Annotated in this window: 23 protein-coding genes; 2 read left to right on the top strand and 21 right to left on the bottom strand. The window is 56.6% G+C overall.

The annotated features are described in order from the left end of the window. Position 1: 1 nt before the first annotated feature. The 17 genes from NeNHUV3_RS00990 to fabD all read right to left on the bottom strand — a co-directional run bounded on the left by NeNHUV3_RS00990 (position 2) and on the right by fabD (position 12379). Positions 2 to 193 carry a phage tail assembly chaperone gene (locus NeNHUV3_RS00990; RefSeq protein WP_391481913.1) on the bottom strand — a complete coding sequence of 64 codons (192 nt, stop codon included), beginning with the start codon at positions 191 to 193 and terminating at the stop codon, positions 2 to 4. Beyond that, complete coding sequence (locus tag NeNHUV3_RS00985) at positions 183 to 500, bottom strand: gene transfer agent family protein (RefSeq protein ID WP_391481911.1); 318 nt, start codon at positions 498 to 500, stop codon at positions 183 to 185. The genes NeNHUV3_RS00990 and NeNHUV3_RS00985 overlap by 11 nt, the downstream gene beginning before the upstream one ends. Beyond that, a complete protein-coding gene (locus tag NeNHUV3_RS00980) occupies positions 500 to 913 on the bottom strand; it encodes a phage major tail protein, TP901-1 family (RefSeq protein WP_391483155.1) in 414 nt (137 codons plus the stop codon). Before NeNHUV3_RS00980 ends, NeNHUV3_RS00985 begins: the two co-directional genes overlap by 1 nt. 12 nt (positions 914 to 925) lie before the next feature. After that, a complete protein-coding gene (locus tag NeNHUV3_RS00975) occupies positions 926 to 1360 on the bottom strand; it encodes a DUF3168 domain-containing protein (protein ID WP_391481909.1) in 435 nt (144 codons plus the stop codon). Continuing rightward, positions 1357 to 1695, bottom strand: a complete 339-nt coding sequence (locus NeNHUV3_RS00970; protein ID WP_391481908.1) for a head-tail adaptor protein — start codon at positions 1693 to 1695, stop codon at positions 1357 to 1359. The genes NeNHUV3_RS00975 and NeNHUV3_RS00970 overlap by 4 nt, the downstream gene beginning before the upstream one ends. Continuing rightward, positions 1692 to 2267: a head-tail connector protein gene (locus NeNHUV3_RS00965; RefSeq protein ID WP_391481906.1), complete on the bottom strand. Its 576-nt coding sequence runs from the start codon at positions 2265 to 2267 to the stop codon at positions 1692 to 1694. Before NeNHUV3_RS00965 ends, NeNHUV3_RS00970 begins: the two co-directional genes overlap by 4 nt. 179 nt (positions 2268 to 2446) lie before the next feature. Continuing rightward, the gene (locus tag NeNHUV3_RS00960) at positions 2447 to 3649 is read right to left on the bottom strand and encodes a phage major capsid protein (protein ID WP_391481904.1); all 1203 of its coding nucleotides are present in this window, start codon (positions 3647 to 3649) and stop codon (positions 2447 to 2449) included. Positions 3650 to 3695: 46 nt separating this feature from the next. Continuing rightward, complete coding sequence (locus tag NeNHUV3_RS00955) at positions 3696 to 4241, bottom strand: HK97 family phage prohead protease (RefSeq protein ID WP_391483154.1); 546 nt, start codon at positions 4239 to 4241, stop codon at positions 3696 to 3698. A 14-nt stretch (positions 4242 to 4255) separates the two neighbouring features. Further along, positions 4256 to 4501, bottom strand: a complete 246-nt coding sequence (locus NeNHUV3_RS00950; protein WP_334065794.1) for a hypothetical protein — start codon at positions 4499 to 4501, stop codon at positions 4256 to 4258. After that, a complete protein-coding gene (locus tag NeNHUV3_RS00945) occupies positions 4494 to 5651 on the bottom strand; it encodes a phage portal protein (RefSeq protein WP_391481902.1) in 1158 nt (385 codons plus the stop codon). Before NeNHUV3_RS00945 ends, NeNHUV3_RS00950 begins: the two co-directional genes overlap by 8 nt. Positions 5652 to 5747: 96 nt before the next feature. Beyond that, positions 5748 to 7124, bottom strand: a complete 1377-nt coding sequence (locus NeNHUV3_RS00940; RefSeq protein ID WP_391481900.1) for a DNA-packaging protein — start codon at positions 7122 to 7124, stop codon at positions 5748 to 5750. Continuing rightward, positions 7051 to 7386, bottom strand: coding sequence for a hypothetical protein (locus NeNHUV3_RS00935; RefSeq protein WP_048597409.1), 336 nt, complete (start codon positions 7384 to 7386; stop codon positions 7051 to 7053). Before NeNHUV3_RS00935 ends, NeNHUV3_RS00940 begins: the two co-directional genes overlap by 74 nt. A gap of 260 nt (positions 7387 to 7646) precedes the next feature. Continuing rightward, a complete protein-coding gene (gene mltG, locus NeNHUV3_RS00930; protein ID WP_391481898.1) occupies positions 7647 to 8801 on the bottom strand; it encodes an endolytic transglycosylase MltG in 1155 nt (384 codons plus the stop codon). A gap of 3 nt (positions 8802 to 8804) precedes the next feature. Continuing rightward, on the bottom strand, positions 8805 to 10061 hold the full coding sequence (gene fabF, locus NeNHUV3_RS00925) for a beta-ketoacyl-ACP synthase II (protein ID WP_048597407.1): 1257 nt from the start codon (positions 10059 to 10061) through the stop codon (positions 8805 to 8807). 202 nt (positions 10062 to 10263) lie between these two features. Continuing rightward, the gene (locus NeNHUV3_RS00920) at positions 10264 to 10497 is read right to left on the bottom strand and encodes an acyl carrier protein (RefSeq protein ID WP_048597406.1); all 234 of its coding nucleotides are present in this window, start codon (positions 10495 to 10497) and stop codon (positions 10264 to 10266) included. A 182-nt stretch (positions 10498 to 10679) separates the two neighbouring features. Further along, the gene (fabG, locus tag NeNHUV3_RS00915; protein WP_391481895.1) at positions 10680 to 11417 is read right to left on the bottom strand and encodes a 3-oxoacyl-[acyl-carrier-protein] reductase; all 738 of its coding nucleotides are present in this window, start codon (positions 11415 to 11417) and stop codon (positions 10680 to 10682) included. A 20-nt stretch (positions 11418 to 11437) separates the two neighbouring features. Continuing rightward, complete coding sequence (fabD, locus tag NeNHUV3_RS00910) at positions 11438 to 12379, bottom strand: ACP S-malonyltransferase (RefSeq protein ID WP_391481894.1); 942 nt, start codon at positions 12377 to 12379, stop codon at positions 11438 to 11440. A gap of 127 nt (positions 12380 to 12506) precedes the next feature. Between fabD and NeNHUV3_RS00905 the strand changes: the two genes are divergently transcribed. Beyond that, positions 12507 to 13700: a cytochrome b/b6 domain-containing protein gene (locus NeNHUV3_RS00905; RefSeq protein ID WP_391481892.1), complete on the top strand. Its 1194-nt coding sequence runs from the start codon at positions 12507 to 12509 to the stop codon at positions 13698 to 13700. Position 13701: 1 nt separating this feature from the next. Here NeNHUV3_RS00905 and NeNHUV3_RS00900 read toward each other — a convergent pair whose 3' ends face one another. Genes NeNHUV3_RS00900 through NeNHUV3_RS00885 form a run of 4 tightly spaced genes read right to left on the bottom strand, consistent with a single transcriptional unit; the run spans position 13702 to position 16761 of the window. After that, positions 13702 to 14370 carry an alpha/beta hydrolase gene (locus NeNHUV3_RS00900; protein WP_048597402.1) on the bottom strand — a complete coding sequence of 223 codons (669 nt, stop codon included), beginning with the start codon at positions 14368 to 14370 and terminating at the stop codon, positions 13702 to 13704. After that, positions 14367 to 14996, bottom strand: coding sequence for a DNA-3-methyladenine glycosylase family protein (locus NeNHUV3_RS00895; RefSeq protein WP_391481890.1), 630 nt, complete (start codon positions 14994 to 14996; stop codon positions 14367 to 14369). The genes NeNHUV3_RS00900 and NeNHUV3_RS00895 overlap by 4 nt, the downstream gene beginning before the upstream one ends. After that, entirely contained in the window at positions 14990 to 15721 is a 732-nt protein-coding gene (locus NeNHUV3_RS00890) for a cobalt-precorrin-6A reductase (protein WP_391481888.1), read from the bottom strand. Before NeNHUV3_RS00890 ends, NeNHUV3_RS00895 begins: the two co-directional genes overlap by 7 nt. Further along, positions 15718 to 16761, bottom strand: a complete 1044-nt coding sequence (locus NeNHUV3_RS00885; protein ID WP_391481887.1) for a cobalt-precorrin-5B (C(1))-methyltransferase — start codon at positions 16759 to 16761, stop codon at positions 15718 to 15720. The genes NeNHUV3_RS00890 and NeNHUV3_RS00885 overlap by 4 nt, the downstream gene beginning before the upstream one ends. 120 nt (positions 16762 to 16881) lie before the next feature. Between NeNHUV3_RS00885 and cobA the strand changes: the two genes are divergently transcribed. After that, complete coding sequence (gene cobA, locus NeNHUV3_RS00880; protein ID WP_048597398.1) at positions 16882 to 17739, top strand: uroporphyrinogen-III C-methyltransferase; 858 nt, start codon at positions 16882 to 16884, stop codon at positions 17737 to 17739. Positions 17740 to 17742: the final 3 nt, after the last annotated feature.

Below are 17742 nucleotides of genomic sequence, written 5' to 3'. Positions count from 1 at the left end.
TTTATCCTCCCAGATCTGCATCAGGAAACTCGCGCGTAAGTGCTGAAAACCGATCGAACGTCAGAGGCGCCGCCGCCAAATCAAGGCCAAGTAACAAGCTCAGTTCAAACGGCGTTAAGTCCCAAAACATCTCAGGTGACAGCCCCAAGTCGGAAAGACCAACACGCTGCAGCGCCCGCCATTCAAACGTCATCGCCAAAGGCCCTCACCAACAATTGGGCGGCAGCGCGGGCAGCACCAAGTGGCCCGCCGTTAACGTCTGCATGCAGTAAGTCCGCAGCCGTTCCATCCCAATTTCCTGATGACAAACCTGCCTCGATAAGGGCCAGAACATCTGATGATCGGATCGAGTTTCCCTCAAACCTTTCAATCAGTTTTGTCAAAGAGCTAGCGCCGAGTTTTGTTTCAAGGCTTGCAAGCGCGCCCAATGATAGTCGCGCAACATACGGCTTACCGTTGATCGTAATTTCAACTTCACCTCTGTGGGGATTAACCATCATCAAATCGCCGTGAAGCTTAGCGCGCCTGCAGAAGCCAGAGCGAGTTCGTAGCTGGCCTCACCTTCGTAGCTTCCCGAGTATTCAAGCGACGTGACCTGAAATGCACCCTCAATGACACCAAAATCCGGCACAACCACCTGACACCGCGGCGTCGCACCATCAAAGAAAACTTGGCGTGCACGCTCATCAGTTGCTGCGTCCTTGAACACCCCGCTACCAGACACCTGCGCCTGCCGGACACCCGCACCAGCCAGCAGTTCACGCCACCCGCCTGAACTTTCTAGACTGGTCACATCAACCGTTTCAGCATTAAAGCTAATCCGCGTTGCCCGAAGTCCCGCGGTGGTCTCAAAAACACCGTTTCCCGTCATATCCATTTTGATCAAAAGATCGCGGCCATTTTGTGCAGTCATCATCGTTCTCCATCAAATTTCAGTGGGGGCAATCGCCTCAAGGCGCGCCAGAATTTTCAAATCAATACGCCGCGTGCCACCTTTGTCAGCGCGGCGTGCGCTGGCGCTTTCGAACCGCAGATCAGTGACACGCCCCACGGGTGTGCCCTCCTCATGCAATTCACGGTTTGCCCCTTCGACGCGGCGGACGACATCGGCGGCAATTTTCTTGGCTTCGGAAAAACCAGCCTCGGCGCAAATGACAGACACGATACATCGGTGAAGCGTACGGCGCGCAGACACGTCAGACACGTCGCGCACGTTTTCGGGGCCAAGCAGAACGTAGACTTCGGGCACGACACCGCTTGGCGGCAAATCAAATACCTGCACACCAAGAGAGCCTTGCGCATCATCTATTAACGCCGCGAAGAATAGCCTTTGGAGTGCCGCCGATAACCCGTAACTCATGACGCCACCTGCCGGGATACACGGCACGCAAGATACCGCGCGTTAATGTCCCACTCTGAAACTCCGGTGACGTCGTAGACCCCGGTCGCATCAACCAGACGGTTCCCTGCCGTGGGCCGCGCGTCATCGCCCACGGGGGCCGCGCGTACGATGATCTCGCGGCGTTCTTGGGTAAGCACACCTGCCTGCCCTGTTTGTGTCACAGGGGTTGCTGCACGGACATCACCCCAAAGCTGCCCCAACACACGCCACTGGGTCCGGTACCCACCCGCGCCGTCACTGATGCGATCAGCCGTTTCAAGAGAAAACGAGCGGTTCAAACGCGGCGCCTTCATGCGGTGGCCCCCAATGAAATCCGCATCTCACGGTAACGCTGGATCAGCGCGGTCACTCCAAAAGGCATGCAACCATTCGAAAGCCCAGTTTGCTCACGGTGCTCATAGTAATGCGTGGCAAGTAACATCACAGCCTGGCTTAGATCAGCAGGAAGGTCCGACCATACGTCTGCAAGACCCGCCTGAAACCGGACCGTTAACTCATCACCACCGGCCCCAATCACGTCGCCATCGAGCGTCACAAAGCTATGGTGCGCACCGTGATCAACATTCGCGGCACTGACAATTTTATTGCCAGCGAACCAGACAGAAACATCCCCAACAATTGGAGAAATTGTCAACTTTAGCGTATGGATTTGGTGCCATGCAGTTACAGGTGCCTCAAAACCGCGCACCAACAACGCCTTACCTATCCGCGCCTCAATTGCAGAAATAGCGGCGCGCAAAAATGCCTTTAAAACAGGTTCTTGCGTATCATCCGTCGAAAACCCACTGCCAAGGCGAAGGTGGGCTTTAAACCCATCAACCGGCAACAGGTCATCGGGGAAATTAGTATCAATGATGCGTGTCATAGGACCCTCATGAAATTCAGTAAATGTCCGAGCAATCAGCGCAAAATAAGGGCGCGCGCCGCCTCGCATTGCTCGGACGGAGGGGAGCAGCTAGACAACACGAAGGTGGTCTTAGGCGCGCGCCCCGCGCAGAACTGTGCAATCGCGATGACCGCACAGCTCCTGTTCACAGCACCGCTTTACTGGGCTGCGAATTTCAACAATTTGATGGCTGCAAAATCAGTCACATCACCGCCCACCCGCTTGGTCGCGTAAAACAACACGTTGGGCTTGGCGCTAAACGGGTCACGCATCACGCGCAGATCAGGACGCTCGGCGATTGTGTAGCCACGGGCAAAATCACCAAAGGCGATCGGCGTCGCATTCACCTCAACGTCCGGCATATCTTCGGCGATCAACACAGGGTAGCCAAGCAGACGCGCAGGATCACTTGAGGCCATTCCATCGTTCCACAAAAAGCGCCCGTCACTGTCGCGCAGCTTGCGAATTTCACCAGCCGTTTTGCTGTTCATCACGAACGTACCATTGGCGCGGTAATCGGCCTCAAGCGCGTAGACCAGTTCAATCAACTTATCCGGATCACCCAGCCCACCCGCTTCGCCGGTGATGATATGACCAATCTTGCCCCATTCGTAACTGTCGTTTTCAACAGTCGTGTGGCTTAGGAAACCCATGGGTTTTTCCACGCCGTCACCATTCACAAAGGCTTCTGCTTCTGAACGCGCGAAGGTCGTTGAGATTTTACCAGCCAGCCAGTTTTCAATGTCAAAAGCACTATCATCCAACAAACGCTGGCTCGCTTTTGGCAATGCTGACAACTCGTGCAAGGCGATTGAAATACGGTCAATCGTGGGGGTGTTACTCTCGCTGGTGCCGGCCGTTTCATTGGCCCAACCCGCACCCAGATCACCATGATCGACAAGTACATCATAACTGGTCGCATCAACGTTCACGATCTCAGCAATCGCACGGATTGAGGCAGCGTTAGCAAGTGATGACTTGATCGTGTCAGAAGTCACGGGATCAACCAAATATCCACCATCGCCAGCAATGGCACTGGACATAGATTTTCCCTCAAACGCCAACCCGCGCAGAGCATCTTCCTCACCCAAACGCACATAAGCATCAAAGGCCTTCAGGTGCGGCGCTTCAAGCGGGACCGCACTCAATGGGGGGCGGTTTGGCGTTGTCATCTTTTGGTTCAACATGGCAATCGTACTTTCTTGCTGGTTAAGTTGGTTTGTTAGATCAGCCTTGAAACCCTTCAAATCACTGACAAAATCGGTGATCGCAGTTTCAAATTGCGTGGCTTTTTGGGAAAGGATCGGCTGGGCGGAAGACATAGCTTTCCCGCCCCGATCCAATGCATCGGGTTTCGTCATAATCAGTCCTTTTCAAAGCAAAATAATCAGAGAGTGCCGCGCGGTATCACGTGGCCAATTGCTGCTGCGCCCGCCTGAGCGCCTCTGCATATGCGCATGATCCAAGGGGTGGCAGATCGTCGGATTTGGCCGTCACACGCGCCTCAGGCAGCATCGGAAACGTCACAAGCGACACCTCCCACAGCTCCAGATCGGACAACATGCGCTGACCCTTGGCGTTCTTGCTGGCTGTCACCGTGCGGTACCCGATCGACAGCCCATCAATCGCCCCCGCCCCAAGAAGGGCCGCCGCTTCACGGGCCTTGGCCACATCGGTCAGTAACCGTCCGCTTACAAACAACCCATGGGCATCCTCATGTACTGTGTCCCACACGCCGATGGGCTGCGTAGCATCATGTTGCCACAGCATTTTCACGCCACCACCATTTGCCTTCAGCGCATTTAAAGCGCGGGCATAAGCGCCGGCCATTACGACATCACCGCCCTTATCCTCGATCCCGAAAACCGAAGCATATCCCGCAACAATGACGCTATCGTCACTCCCTACATTCACCTGCAGGCTGCGCGCGCTGTCTTTGCGTTCCAATGTCATCATGTCCGTTTTCCTCATGCCAAATTAGGCGTCACAGTAAGCACCGATTGAAACGCTTGGGCCAAGATCACACCGACCACACCAAACACAATCAACCACAACCGGCGCTCAAGGCGTTCCATCGCGCTGTCCAAATCATCCAACCGCTTGCTCAGCATCTCAAACTGCAGCGCAGACATCCGCTCGTGCAGATTGATCCGTTGGGCAGGCAAGCAATCAAGCTCACTCACCCCAAAAGGGTCTTTGGCAAACTCATTCATCACGGGCCTCCAATTCTGCAGGCAAACCCAGCAAACGCCGCTTTTCAGCGTCACTTAGAAAATCCGCCGAACCGATGCGCGCCCATTGCTGATCGCGCTCGCCGGATAACGCAGCTACCTGATCAACGTCGGGTTTCAGCGTGACAGTGTGTGCCATCACTTGCCCCAACCAATCCGCCAATGCGGCTGTCACCCGCGTGGCCATTGGCAAAACCGTCAAGCGGTAGAACGCACGATTGGCCTCGGCGTAATTTGCATACGTCGCATCACCAGGAATACCCAACATCATCGGGGGCACACCGAACGCTGTCGCAATCTCGCGCGCAGCGGCTTCTTTGGTTTTCTGAAATTCCATATCGGACGGGCTAAACCCCATCGGCTTCCAATCCAGCCCCCCCTCAAGCAACATTGGTCGCCCCGCATTTCGCGCCCCTTGGTGATGCGTTTCCATCTCATCAACAAGACGGTCGTACTGATCCGTGGTCATCGTTCCAGACCCGTCAGCGCTTGAATACACAATCGCCCCGCTCGGACGCGCCGCGTTATCCAAAAGGCCCTTTGACCAGCGCGACGCGGCATTATGCACATCAAGTGCAGTCGCCGCGGCCTGCATCGGGCTTAACCCGTAATGATCATCGGACGGGTGGAACGATTTGATATGGCAAATCGGACCGGGCGCGCCCACATCAAAGCGGTGAACAGACCCGCCCACCGTGTAATCATACGCCACAGGCCACCCATCAGCACCGGGCACCACCCGCACCCGATCCGAACGCAGCACGTGCAATTGCTCTGCCTCGCCGCTCACCTCAACGTAGGCATTGCCCGTCAGCAGCAGCTGGCAATAAATTGCCTCCAACAACTCCGCCTGACCTTGGCCCGAATTGGGGCGCGCCAACAAAGCCAGCAATGGATGGGTATCAAAACGCTGTGACACATCTTGCAGCACCAACGGCAGAGCCGCAGCTGCCTCCGCAATCAATTTTACCGCCCGAAACCCGACAGGATTGCCCGCAAATCCGGTCCGCGTCAGCGAACCCGCATCGCGCGAAGTCCAAGCCACACCGCCACCAGACATCACCGCCGGCCTAAATGACCGCGCTTTTTGCGGGCCTTGCGGTGCACTCTTTCGAAACATATCAAAAACCATTCACTCAACTCCATGACCTCGCCCGTCCAAAAACAGCCGGTCAATACTGCCCAAAACCGCGGGCTCTTAATTTACAACAGGACCTACAAACTCACGTCACAACGTGCGCAGCCGCGGATGGCGGTACTTTGCAGCAGGCTCAATCATCACTTCGTTCAGCGCCCACACCAAAGCATCTACTCGGTCCGGCGATCCCTTGCCCTCAAAACCGCGCGTCGTCATTTGGCACATCTGTTCCTCAAGCACCTCAAGGTGGCGCACATGCCGCACACGGCCCTGCTCATAAAGCATCGCAACAGGCTCCGCCCGCGCCGCCTTGCCCCGTGACGCACGCACCCCGGCATAGGGCGCGAGCGGGTCAATCTGGCGGATCATTTGCTCTACCATGTCACCGCCTTGGTTCACTTCGGCCACGATCTTATCGGCCCCAAACTGGCGCATCGCATCCACCGCACGCGTTGCCCACGCCAGCGGAGAGGCCGCCGTCACTGTCTTGTCTGCCAACACATATGCCGTCCAATCTTGGGGTGGGCCTTGCAAATTGGCCCCAACCACAACGATCCCACACTCATCTGACCCCGCATGCCCCGTGACAGGCGGATCAACCGCCACCACCACACGGTCAAACCGGTGCACATCCCCAAGATCAACGCGCGTCACCTCAAGCATCGCCAACGACCAAAGCGCATCCTCGGCATCATCAAGCAACACACCGTCCAACTCCTGACGACCCAAACGTGTACCCGCATATCGGCGGCGCACCTCGCTTAAAAACCCTTGCGCCAAGAACCCAGCATTGGCCTCTGTTGGCGCATGGGTGGTTACCGTGCTGTCCACATCCAAAATATCCTTCAACACACCAACATTGCGCGGCGTTGTTGTGACAACCTGCTGCGGACACTCCCCAAGACGCAGTGCAAACTGCAGCATATCCCAACTTTCACGGGCTTTCTTCCACTTGGCCAACTCGTCTACCCAAGCACCGTCAAATTGTGGACCGCGCAGGCTTTCGGGCTCAGAGGCAGAAAAACACTGTGCCTCGGCCCCATTTGGCCAAACCAGTTTGCGTTTTGAGGCCAACCATTCTGGCTTACGATCTGGCGGAGAACACGCCAGAATTCCGCTGTCACCAAACACCATCACATCGCGCACTTGGTCATAGGTTTCCCCGATCAACGCCAAACGCTTGGCCTTGCCCGAATGAAGCGGCAAACTGCCCTCCACCTGACTGCGCACCCATTCAGCACCGGCGCGGGTTTTGCCCGCACCCCGCCCGCCCATGATCACCCACGTCCGCCAATCAGCCCCTTTGGGCGTATAGGCAGGCGGTAATTGGTGATCATGGGCCCACATCTCGAAAATATACGGCAAAGCCCGCAAATCGTCTTCGGTCAACGTGTCAAGGAACGCGCCTTGCACGGCAACATCGGCGGAGCTTAGCCAAACGGCCAGCGATCTCAGATCGTCGGGCATCGAAATCGATATCGTGTTCGGTGATGCGGTCGCGTCGCTTAAGCTCATCATCTCGCAATCGTCCTCGTTCTGCGATCACGGCATCCCGGGCCTTCATGAGGCCACTCAAATGGGTGGACAGACCCTTGGCCCCATCCATCTCGCCGCTCTCAATTTTCCGTAATGCCGCCTCGATAAATCGCTCATAGCGGCTCATTTGATCCAACGCTGCAGCCAAACTATCTTCCGTCTGGTCAAACGCGTCATGGTTCATGTTGCTCATAATTTGCTGCCTATGTTTGGGTGTTACCCCCTCCACAGACCGAAAAAGTGTTGTAGGACCCTGACTTTTACCAGCCGTTCATCCTAAGCAGTCTCTCCTAGCTATGGCCAAGTTATACCTTCAAAAAGAGCCAAAAGTCAAAGTTTCCAAGGCGGGGGGACGCAACACCCCACCGCGCGATATACTTAATTTTTCGTAAAGAAACAGAGAGTTAACCGTCACCTCGCCTTTAAAATAAGGCACGCAGCAAGGCCCAAAGCTTAGTTGGCGTTGCGCTCTGCTTCGATCTTGCGCCACTTGGCAACATTGGCGTTATGCTCATCAAGGGTACGCGCAAACGCGTGCCCACCGGTGCCATCGGCCACAAAGAACAACAAATCAGTACTCTCAGGGTTCAACGCCGCCTCAATGCTGGCCCTTCCCGGGTTAGCAATGGGCGTCGGCGGCAAGGCCGGAATGACATAAGTGTTCCAAGGGGTCTCGGCGCGCAACTCACTGCGGCGCAGCCCGCGGCCCAAAATCCCCTCACCCTTGGTGATGCCGTAGATCACCGTAGGGTCCGTCTGAAGACGCATCCCGCGTTTCAAACGATTGGTAAAAACACTGGCCACCTGACCGCGCTCTTCTGCAACCGCGGTCTCTTTTTCAATAATGGAAGCAAGGATCAACGCCTCTTGAGGTGTCTCAACTTCCACGTCATCCGCACGCTCGGCCCAAGCCTGCGCCAGAATACGTTCCTGACGGGCGGCCATATCCGCTAGAATCTCGTTCCGGTCCTGACCTTTGCTGATCTCATAGCTGTCGGGCGCAAGGCCTCCCTCAGACGGAACAGCGGCGATCTCACCGCTCAGAAAATCAATGTTGTTGAGCGCCTCAACAATGGTCCAGCTGGTCACACCTTCCGCAACCGCAAAACGGATCAACGTGTCAGAGGCATCCAACGCGGCGGTGTAGACAGGATCAACAGGCTCTACTTGTGGCTCAAACCGCGCCTGTTCAACATAGCGGTTGGTGGCGGGATCAAGCTCACGGACTTGTACTTGCTTACGTGTCACGCCGACGCGAAACACCACTTCGGTACCGCATGTATTGCGCCCACCGCGTGTCACCACATCAACGATCTGCTCCATGGAAGCGCCCGCCTCAATCAAGAACGAACCTGCCTTCAGCTGGGACGCCTTCTCGGAATAATCCGCCCCAAGCCGGAAAATGCGCGCATTACTCACAGCACCCTGCTCAGCAAGATCGGCACTTACCGATCCCATCGACGCACCCGACGGCACTTGCAAACAAATCGCCTCAGCGAGCGGCCCGCCCTCTTTATACTGTGACGTTCCCCAAACGATCACCCCGCCCACAAGGAACAGGATCACAATCGCCAATGTCAGCGCATTAGAAACGACGTGCCGCCACATGGCTTAGCGCACCTTACCCATGATCAGGCTGGCGTTTGTACCACCGAACCCAAACGAGTTAGAGAGCACTGTCTCAATCTTGCGCTCACGCTTTTCTGGCCCAATCAGATCAATCGTATGCTCACAGTCCACATTCTCAAGGTTGAGAGTGGGCGGCGCCACTTGATCGCGGATCGCCAGGATACAGAAAATCGCCTCAACCGCACCGGCTGCGCCCAGCAAATGGCCAATGGCCGACTTGGTTGATGACATGGAACACTCAGACGCCGCATCCCCCAGAACACGCTCAACCGCGCCCAGTTCAATGGTGTCGGCCATCGTGGATGTGCCGTGGGCGTTGACGTAATCAATCTCGCTTGGGGCAATGCCCGCACGCTTTACGGCTGCACGCATCGCCCGCTCGGCCCCCTCGTGGTTGGGGGGCGGCGCAGTGATGTGGTGCGCGTCGCCTGACAGGCCATAGCCCAAGATTTCAGCATAAATCTTGGCACCGCGTGCCTTTGCATGCTCATATTCTTCCAGAACAACAACGCCCGCACCCTCACCCATGACAAACCCGTCACGGTCCGCGTCCCAAGGACGGCTGGCTTTGGTTGGATCATCTGCGCGCTTGGTCGACAGCGCCTTACACGCGTTAAAACCCGCAACGCCAATCTCGGAAATGGGGCTTTCAGCACCACCAGCAACCATCACGTCTGCATCATCAAGCGCAATCAAACGGGCCGCGTCACCAATGGCGTGCGCACCGGTTGAACAGGCTGTCACAACCGCGTGGTTGGGACCTTTCAGACCGTATTTGATGCTGACTTGCCCACTGACCAAGTTGATCAGGGCACCGGGAATAAAGAAAGGCGACACGCGGCGCGGGCCTTTTTCCTTCAGCAACACGGCTGTATCAGCGATCGAATTCAACCCACCAATGCCAGACCCGATCATCACACCCGTGCGGAAACGGTCGTCATCGCTCTCAGGTACCCAACCAGAATCGGCAATCGCTTGGTCCGCCGCTGCAACGCCGTACAAGATGAAGTCATCAATTTTGCGCTGTTCTTTGGGGGGCATATACGCATCAGCGTTGAAATCGCCCTCTCCCTCGCCGCGCGGCACTTCGCAGGCGTAGGTCGTGCCAAGATGGCTGGCGTCAAATTTCGTGATGGGGCCGGCACCGGATTGCCCGTCAAGCAGACGTGACCACGTCACATCCACACCGTCGCCAAGCGGCGAAACCATTCCAAGACCTGTAACAACGACACGGCGCATCGGTTTTCCCCCAATTTAGTACTGCCTATGGTGGCTACCACATACCGCGCCACAACACTCAGGGGCAAGGGCTTGCGCACCAATCAGCGCCCTACCGCTCCACCTTTTTTACAAAAACAGCCCTAAAACGCGAAACGGCGCCCCAATTGGAGCGCCGTTTGCTATCTTGCAGCTCCCGCAATTGCGGGGCGCGAAGCGTGCCTTAGGCAGCTTCTGTGATGAATTTCACTGCATCGCCGAAAGACTGGATGGTTTCAGCAGCGTCGTCTGGGATCTCAATGCCAAACTCTTCTTCGAACGCCATAACCAGCTCAACTGTGTCCAAGCTGTCTGCGCCAAGATCATCGATGAAAGACGCGTTTTCTACAACTTTGTCTTCTTCAACACCCAGGTGCTCAACAACAATTTTCTTTACTCGATCTGCAACGTCGCTCATGGCAATCCTCGTCTTTAATATCGTCCTGTTAGGACCTTGGTCTAATGCCTAATTTCTAAGGCCCATAAGGAGAGCGACATTGCCGACCCTCCCTTCTCATGGCGCGACTTACCACAATTTCATGATAAGGCAAACGCTTTCGATAACGCTGGGTAAAGCAGTAAATAGCCCCACCGCAGAGCCTAGTACATGGCCATGCCGCCGTTCACATGCAAGGTCGCACCAGTCATATATCCAGCCTCAGCGCTCGCCAGATAGAGCACCGCCGCACCGATTTCGGCAGCGTCGCCCATGCGGCCTGCAGGAACGTTTGTCAAAATGCCCGATTTTTGATCATCAGTCAGTTTATCGGTCATCGCCGTGGTAATAAATCCGGGTGCCACGCAATTCACGGTGATCCCGCGGGACGCAACTTCATAGGCGAGTGACTTTGACATGCCGACCATACCAGCTTTTGACGCCGCATAGTTTGCCTGTCCCGGGTTGCCCGTACTGCCCACAACAGAGCTGATGTTGATGATCCGACCCCAACGCGCCTTCATCATGCCGCGGATCGCACCTTTGCACAGGCGCATGGTGCTGGTCAGGTTTACATCAAGCACGCTCAGCCATTCTTCTTCCGACATGCGCATGAAAAGATTGTCGCGTGTGATCCCTGCATTGTTAACCAAGATATCAACAGAACCCATCGCATCGGCAGCTTGCTTTGGTAGGGCTGTCACAGCCTCTGCATCAGACAAGTTGCACGGCAAAACATGGGCGCGTTCACCCAGCTCATCCGCCAATGCTTGGAGCGGCTCAACACGGGTGCCAGACAGGCCAACTGTGGCGCCCGCAGCGTGAAGCGTTCTTGCAATTTCACCACCAATACCACCGGAAGCACCAGTTATAAGGGCACATTTACCAGACAAATCGAACATTTTAAGTCTCCTCCGCGCGCTTAGGCGGTTTTCAGTTTTGCAATATCATCAGGGGTGCCAACAGCGGCACAGGCGATGTCGCGGTTGATGCGGCGCACCATGCCAGACAGTGCTTTGCCCGCACCAATTTCCCACATCTCGGTAACTCCTTGGTTCCCCATCCACGCCACGCTTTCGCGCCAGCGCACAGAGCCCGTTACCTGCTCAACCAGCAATTCGCGGATGCGCGCGGGGTCCGTAACGGCCTCGGCCAAAACATTCGCCACCAGCGGCACCTTGGGGGCGGAAACATCGACCCGCGCCAAAGCATCGGCCATCACATCCGCTGCGGGCTGCATCAACGCACAATGGAACGGTGCGCTGACCGGCAACAGCACGGCACGTTTTGCGCCCTTTTCCTTGGCGATTTCAACTGCGCGCTCCACGGCCGCCTTGTGCCCCGAAACCACAACTTGGCCCGGATCATTGTCATTTGCCGCCTGACACACTTCGCCGTCACCGGCCTCAGCTGCCTCTTTGGCCACGGCTTGGGCCGTTTCAAAATCAAGACCAAGCAAGGCCGCCATCGCGCCTAATCCAACTGGCACGGCTTTTTGCATGGCCTCGCCGCGGGTGCGCAACAAACGTGCCGTATCTGCAATGCTAATTGCACCAGACGCGGCCAGTGCAGAATATTCCCCAAGGGAGTGACCAGCCACAAAACTGGCGTCAGAAATATCAAAACCTTCTGTTTCCAATGCCTTGAAGGCCGCAATTGATGTTGCCATCAACGCAGGCTGCGCATTATGGGTCAACGTCAGCTCTTGCTGATCACCTTCCCAAATCAATGTCGACAGCGACTCGCCCAAGGCCGTGTCTACTTCTTCAAAAACCGCACGCGCTGCAGGATATGCATCTGCCAGCGCTTTACCCATTCCGATGGTTTGTGCACCTTGTCCGGGGAAAATAAATGCTCTGCTCATGGTTGTCTCCACATTATGTTGACTGAGTGTCTAAACCGCGCACACATATTGTTCAACGATGGAGAGTTGCCCGCCCTGCACTTCCCTGTACCCTCACCTGTAATTTGTTATGACCAAGGAACGTCCCATGCTGTCCAACACCGCCAGCCACTACGGCACCATCACCAAACTGTTTCACTGGACCATTGCCCTTGGCATCTTTTTGGTGATCCCGCTTGGTATCTACGGCAACAATCTGGCCCACGCCATTGAGGCCAACGGCGCCGATGCGCAAACCGTGGCCCGCGCTGCGTTCGTGTTTAGCCTGCACAAAACCATCGGCCTTACGATTTTGTTCACTGCCCTTGCGCGCATCGCGTGGGCCATCAGCCAACCAAAGCCGGAGGCATTAAAGGGAGATAGAAAGGCCGAACATTGGCTGGCCAGTATGATCCACTGGTTGCTTTACGGCTCGCTCGTGTTGGTGCCCGTGACAGGTTGGATCCACCACGCGGCGACATCCGGTTTTGCGCCCATCTGGTGGCCCTTTGGACAGGACCTGCCGTTTGTGCCCAAATCTGACAGCACCGCACATCTATTCGAAGGCCTGCACGTTGTGTTTGAGCGGGTGCTGGTTGCCAGCCTCTTGCTGCACATCGCCGGCGCGCTGAAACATCACGTGCTCGACAAAGACGCCACCCTGCGCCGCATGTGGTTCGGCACAACCGCAGTCGGCCCCCGCCCGCAACAACACAGCGCAAAAACAGCCATCCTTGGGGCGCTTGCGGTTTGGGTTATCGCGCTTGGGATCGGCCAAAGCCTTGGGCTTTATCGCAGCGACGCGGGTCAAACCACCGCAGCACTTGAAAGCGTTGCAAGCGACTGGACGGTTCAGTCCGGCGAAATCAGCATCGCCGTGACACAATTCGGCAGCGAGACTAATGGCAGTTTCAGCGACTGGACAAGCGCGATCACCTTCGATGAGACCGCCAGAACCGGCAGCGTCACAACCACCATCAATATCGCGTCGCTCAGCATCGGATCCGTCACGTCCCAAGCGCTCGGGGCGGAGTATTTTGACGCTGCCACCCACCCGACGGCCATTTATGAAGGGCAGATCAGCCATATTGAGGCGGATCAATACGCCTCAACCGGCACGCTCACTCTTAAGGGGCAAAGCATTCCGGTTCAGTTTACGTTTGATCTGACCATCGTGGACGGGCTTGCCACAATGTCGGGCACAACACGCCTTGATCGCACCGATTTTGGCATCGGTGCGGCCGACGAAGGCACGTTGGGCTTTGGTGTGGATGTATCGCTGAACCTAACGGCCGCGCGCTAAGTTACTGATATCCCAGCTGTTCGCGCATAAATGCCAGCGCAACAGATAACCCGTCAGGGGCAATTCCGTGGGCTGTGCCGTTCATCACATGGGCGAACACATCACGGAATTTCGCCGCCTGAAGGCCCTCAACCGCCGCAGGAAGAGACTGCACAGGCACAACGTCATCTTCATCACCGTGTACCAACAAAACAGGAAAGTGGCTCTCGACCTCATCGGGCAGAGTATCCGGCTCAAGCAAGCGACCAGAAAAGCCAACCACGCCCGCAACTGCATCTTCGCGGCGCGGCATCACGTGAAGCGCCATCATCGTCCCTTGGCTGAACCCAAGCACGACCACTTGCTCGGGCAACAAATCATTATCGACCATGATCCCGTCAAGAAACGCATTCAAATCATCTGCCGCTTGAAACAACCCTGCGCGGCTTTCTTCCTCACTTGATCCGTCAATCCACGGGATCGGAAACCACTGACGGCCCATCGGTGCGCCATCACACTCTTGCGGGGCGTCCGGACTGATGAACATCGTGTCGGGCATATGCTCCGCCAACGGGTCCGCAAGGCCAATCAAATCAGCACCGTTCGCCCCGTAGCCGTGCAAAAACACCACCGCACTGCGTAAATCACCAGAGTGCGGCGCGCGCACTTTTGCATCCAAAACCCGTGTCATGAGATCCCATCCCTTTGCTTTTCAACATGGTAGTATGCCCACAAGAGCCGCGCTGCAACCGCGCGCCAAGGGGCCCATCCAGCTGCGATATCGCGCATCGCGCGCTCGGTTGGGCGGGACGGCAACTCAAACAACAACCGCGTCGCCTCCTGAAGCGCCAAATCGCCGTGGGCAAATACATCCGCGTGCCCCAACGAGAACATCACATAAATCTCCGCCGTCCAGGGCCCAATGCCAGGCACGGCAACCAAAGTGCGCACCACATCGTCTGATGGTGCCGCCCGAAGGGCATCATAGTCCAGCCGCGCATCGGCTAATGCCTTGAGATATTTAACTTTCTGACGGCTTAATCCGCAGGCGCGCATCTCATCTTCTGTCGCGGTGCGCACAGTTGTGGGATCAGCCAAACCACCTGCCACACACTTCGCCTCAATCGCGCGGGCCGCCGCCACACTGACTTGCTGGCCCACTATTGCAGACATCAGGGCCGCAAATCCGTCAGGCTTGCGCCTAAGCGGTAAAGGCGCGGTCATGGCCAAGGCGGGCGCAAAACGGGGCTCAATCTTGATCAACTCTTGGGCGCCAAAGGCGACATCTTCCAAAGTTTCAATCAAGGTGATCAACACGCCCTCACCCAATCAAGGGCTGCCTCGATCGTATCAACTTTTGGCGCATCCGGTTGTGGGGGCCGTTCAATCATCGCAACGGGCAGTCCCAACAGCGCCGCTGCATCCAGTTTAGACCGGCTAGCCGTGCCGCCTGCATTTTTCACCACCAATAAATCCACCCCGAGTGCCTCAAATAACTCCACTTCGCGCCCCACTGAAAACGGAGGCCGCCCAATGCAATACTCACCGCCCTCAAAGGGAAATGGCGAGGTGGGCGGATCAATCTGGCGGCAAATCACGCGGTGCCCTTCAAGGTTGGCAAACCGTTCAAGGGTCTGACGTCCGGTGGCTAAAAACACAGTCGACGGCGTCTTGTTGAGCAATCCTAGGACATCTGTCTCATCGCGGATATGGTGCCATTGATCCCCTGCCTGCGCTGTCCATGCGGGTCTTAAGTATTGCATATACTTCAAACCCTTATGGGCTGAAACTAATGCAGATCTATGAGATATCCGACTGGCAAATGGGTGCGTTGCATCCAAAATATGTGTGATCTTTTCACGCGCAAGATACTCGCAAAACCCGTCTTCGCCCCCGAACCCACCAATGCGCGTCGGAAGCGCCAACGGTTTTGCCTGACGGGTCGCCCCCGCAAGGGATGCCACCGCGTTAACGCCCATTTTATACAGCGCATCCGCCAAAACCCGCCCTTCGCCAGAGCCCGCAAGCAACAAGACTTTCATGGTCTGTCTCCGGCGCGCGCAAGGATTTTTCCTGCGCGGTCAATCAGCACCACATCACTTGTAATACCTGAACCACGAAGCTGTTTTTGTATTTGGACCTGCGCTGTTTCCGCGGCCCATTCCGCAACAGCTGGCCCCGCAATTTCATAGGCTTCAAGCGCCGTATTTGCGCCTTTAATAGATTCATTATCAATAGCTTGTGATAAGGAATTAAAGTCAACCTGCGAGCGTCCAGAATGCAAATCAACCGCGCCTTGCGCCAGCTTCACCAGCTTTCCTATGCCACCACCAATCGTGATGTGCGGGACGTTGGTTTTGGCAAGGTATTTCAACAGACCACCCGAAAAATCACCCATGTCGAGCATCCCGTGATCAGGCAATCCATACAGCTGTTGCACCACTTTTTCAGAGGTCGCGCCCGTGCACCCCGCCACATGGGGCATCCCTTCGGCAACGGCCACATCAATACCGCGGTGAATGCTCGCGATCCACGCGGCACAGCTGAACGGGCGCACAACGCCCGTGGTGCCCAGAATCGAAATACCGCCCACAATGCCAAGGCGGGGGTTCCATGTTTTTTGTGCAATCGCCGCACCATCTGGCACAGAAATGGTGATCCGGACATCTGTCCGCCAGCCGATTTCGGCAACCACCTCATCCATCATCGCGCGTGGCACCGGATTAATCGCAGGCTCTCCCACCGCAATCGGCAGACCCGCCTTGGTCACATGTCCAACCCCCTCGCCCGCATGAAAGCTGACGCCGTTTCCACCAAGCTCGACCCGCGCTTTGATCAACGCACCATGGGTCACGTCCGGATCATCACCTGCATCCTTGATAATGCCCGCCTCGGCCCAGCCTTCGCCAACGGCAGTTGTTTCAAGGGCAAAAACAGGTGTCTCACCTTTAGGTAAAGTGATTGAGACAGTGTCTCCCCACGTCCCGTCCCGCAGCCGCAGCAGCGCCGCTTTCACCGCAGCGGTCGCACATGCGCCTGTGGTCCAGCCGCGCCGCAACGGTCCTGTTGGTTTTCGTGCCATTGCTGTGAAACGTCCCTTTGCCTTGGTGCCGACTATATCAGCGCATTTCGCGCCGCCAAGCGGGTATGTAATGTCGCATTACCGCTTCATGTTTGCGAATTTGCGCGCCATAAGTTGCATATGACCGACTCTATGTTGCCTCCACTAACGTCCAAAAACTGGCCCGCGCTTGAGCCGGGTTGGGTGTGGTTGTGTGGTGCGGGCCCAGGTGACCCGGGTCTGCTGACGCTGCATGCGCTCAATGCGCTTCGACAGGCAGATGTGGTGATTTATGACGCGCTGGTTCAAGAGGCGATTTTGGAATGGGCGCCGCAGGCCGAGCATATCTACGCAGGCAAGCGCGGCGGAAAACCTTCAGCAAAACAACGCGATATCTCGCTTCGGTTGGTTGACCTTGCCCGTGCAGGCAAACGTGTTCTGCGTCTTAAGGGCGGTGATCCGTTCGTATTTGGGCGCGGCGGTGAAGAAGCACAGACCCTTGTGCAGCACGGCATCCCGATCCGCATTATCCCCGGCATTTCTGCGGGCATCGGCGGGCTGGCCTATGCAGGCATTCCTGTTACGCACCGGGACGTTAACCAATCTGTGACCTTCGTGACCGGCCATGATCAATCGGGTAACACGCCCTCCTCGCTGAATTGGCGCGCCATCGCCCAAGGCAGTCAGGTCATCGTGATTTACATGGGCATGAAGCACATCGCCCGCATCGCCGCCGAGCTGATGGAAGGCGGTCGCAGCGCCCATGAACCCGTTGGCATCGTCACAACGGCCACAACGGACGCGCAGCAGGTGCTTGAGACGACCCTCAGCACAATGGAAGCCGACATCGCCGCCGCCGGTCTTGAGCCCCCTGCAATCATCTGTATCGGTGAGGCCGTTCGCATGCGCCAAGTCCTTGATTGGCAAGGCCAAATAGCGGGCGAGCCGGTGCGTGACATGGACCCGCTCGGCCGTGGTCGCCCCGCAGAAAGCGCATAGGGG

The sequence above is a fragment of the Nereida sp. NH-UV-3 genome (assembly GCF_042939535.1).
GTDB lineage: Bacteria > Pseudomonadota > Alphaproteobacteria > Rhodobacterales > Rhodobacteraceae > Nereida > Nereida ignava.
Note: the sequence above shows the minus strand (reverse complement) of the source record. Positions and strands in the feature narration are given on the sequence as shown.

What these genes read in the sequence shown, in the direction of transcription:
- NeNHUV3_RS00990 (WP_391481913.1), bottom strand. Translation starts at nt 193, where the DNA reads ATGACGTTTGAATGGCGGGCGCTGCAGCGTGTTGGTCTTTCCGACTTG.
- NeNHUV3_RS00985 (WP_391481911.1), bottom strand. Translation starts at nt 500, where the DNA reads ATGATGGTTAATCCCCACAGAGGTGAAGTTGAAATTACGATCAACGGT.
- NeNHUV3_RS00980 (WP_391483155.1), bottom strand. Translation starts at nt 913, where the DNA reads ATGACTGCACAAAATGGCCGCGATCTTTTGATCAAAATGGATATGACG.
- NeNHUV3_RS00975 (WP_391481909.1), bottom strand. Translation starts at nt 1,360, where the DNA reads ATGAGTTACGGGTTATCGGCGGCACTCCAAAGGCTATTCTTCGCGGCG.
- NeNHUV3_RS00970 (WP_391481908.1), bottom strand. Translation starts at nt 1,695, where the DNA reads ATGAAGGCGCCGCGTTTGAACCGCTCGTTTTCTCTTGAAACGGCTGAT.
- NeNHUV3_RS00965 (WP_391481906.1), bottom strand. Translation starts at nt 2,267, where the DNA reads ATGACACGCATCATTGATACTAATTTCCCCGATGACCTGTTGCCGGTT.
- NeNHUV3_RS00960 (WP_391481904.1), bottom strand. Translation starts at nt 3,649, where the DNA reads ATGACGAAACCCGATGCATTGGATCGGGGCGGGAAAGCTATGTCTTCC.
- NeNHUV3_RS00955 (WP_391483154.1), bottom strand. Translation starts at nt 4,241, where the DNA reads ATGACATTGGAACGCAAAGACAGCGCGCGCAGCCTGCAGGTGAATGTA.
- NeNHUV3_RS00950 (WP_334065794.1), bottom strand. Translation starts at nt 4,501, where the DNA reads ATGAATGAGTTTGCCAAAGACCCTTTTGGGGTGAGTGAGCTTGATTGC.
- NeNHUV3_RS00945 (WP_391481902.1), bottom strand. Translation starts at nt 5,651, where the DNA reads ATGGTTTTTGATATGTTTCGAAAGAGTGCACCGCAAGGCCCGCAAAAA.
- NeNHUV3_RS00940 (WP_391481900.1), bottom strand. Translation starts at nt 7,124, where the DNA reads ATGCCCGACGATCTGAGATCGCTGGCCGTTTGGCTAAGCTCCGCCGAT.
- NeNHUV3_RS00935 (WP_048597409.1), bottom strand. Translation starts at nt 7,386, where the DNA reads ATGAGCAACATGAACCATGACGCGTTTGACCAGACGGAAGATAGTTTG.
- mltG (WP_391481898.1), bottom strand. Translation starts at nt 8,801, where the DNA reads ATGTGGCGGCACGTCGTTTCTAATGCGCTGACATTGGCGATTGTGATC.
- fabF (WP_048597407.1), bottom strand. Translation starts at nt 10,061, where the DNA reads ATGCGCCGTGTCGTTGTTACAGGTCTTGGAATGGTTTCGCCGCTTGGC.
- NeNHUV3_RS00920 (WP_048597406.1), bottom strand. Translation starts at nt 10,497, where the DNA reads ATGAGCGACGTTGCAGATCGAGTAAAGAAAATTGTTGTTGAGCACCTG.
- fabG (WP_391481895.1), bottom strand. Translation starts at nt 11,417, where the DNA reads ATGTTCGATTTGTCTGGTAAATGTGCCCTTATAACTGGTGCTTCCGGT.
- fabD (WP_391481894.1), bottom strand. Translation starts at nt 12,379, where the DNA reads ATGAGCAGAGCATTTATTTTCCCCGGACAAGGTGCACAAACCATCGGA.
- NeNHUV3_RS00905 (WP_391481892.1), top strand. Translation starts at nt 12,507, where the DNA reads ATGCTGTCCAACACCGCCAGCCACTACGGCACCATCACCAAACTGTTT.
- NeNHUV3_RS00900 (WP_048597402.1), bottom strand. Translation starts at nt 14,370, where the DNA reads ATGACACGGGTTTTGGATGCAAAAGTGCGCGCGCCGCACTCTGGTGAT.
- NeNHUV3_RS00890 (WP_391481888.1), bottom strand. Translation starts at nt 15,721, where the DNA reads ATGAAAGTCTTGTTGCTTGCGGGCTCTGGCGAAGGGCGGGTTTTGGCG.
- NeNHUV3_RS00885 (WP_391481887.1), bottom strand. Translation starts at nt 16,761, where the DNA reads ATGGCACGAAAACCAACAGGACCGTTGCGGCGCGGCTGGACCACAGGC.
- cobA (WP_048597398.1), top strand. Translation starts at nt 16,882, where the DNA reads ATGACCGACTCTATGTTGCCTCCACTAACGTCCAAAAACTGGCCCGCG.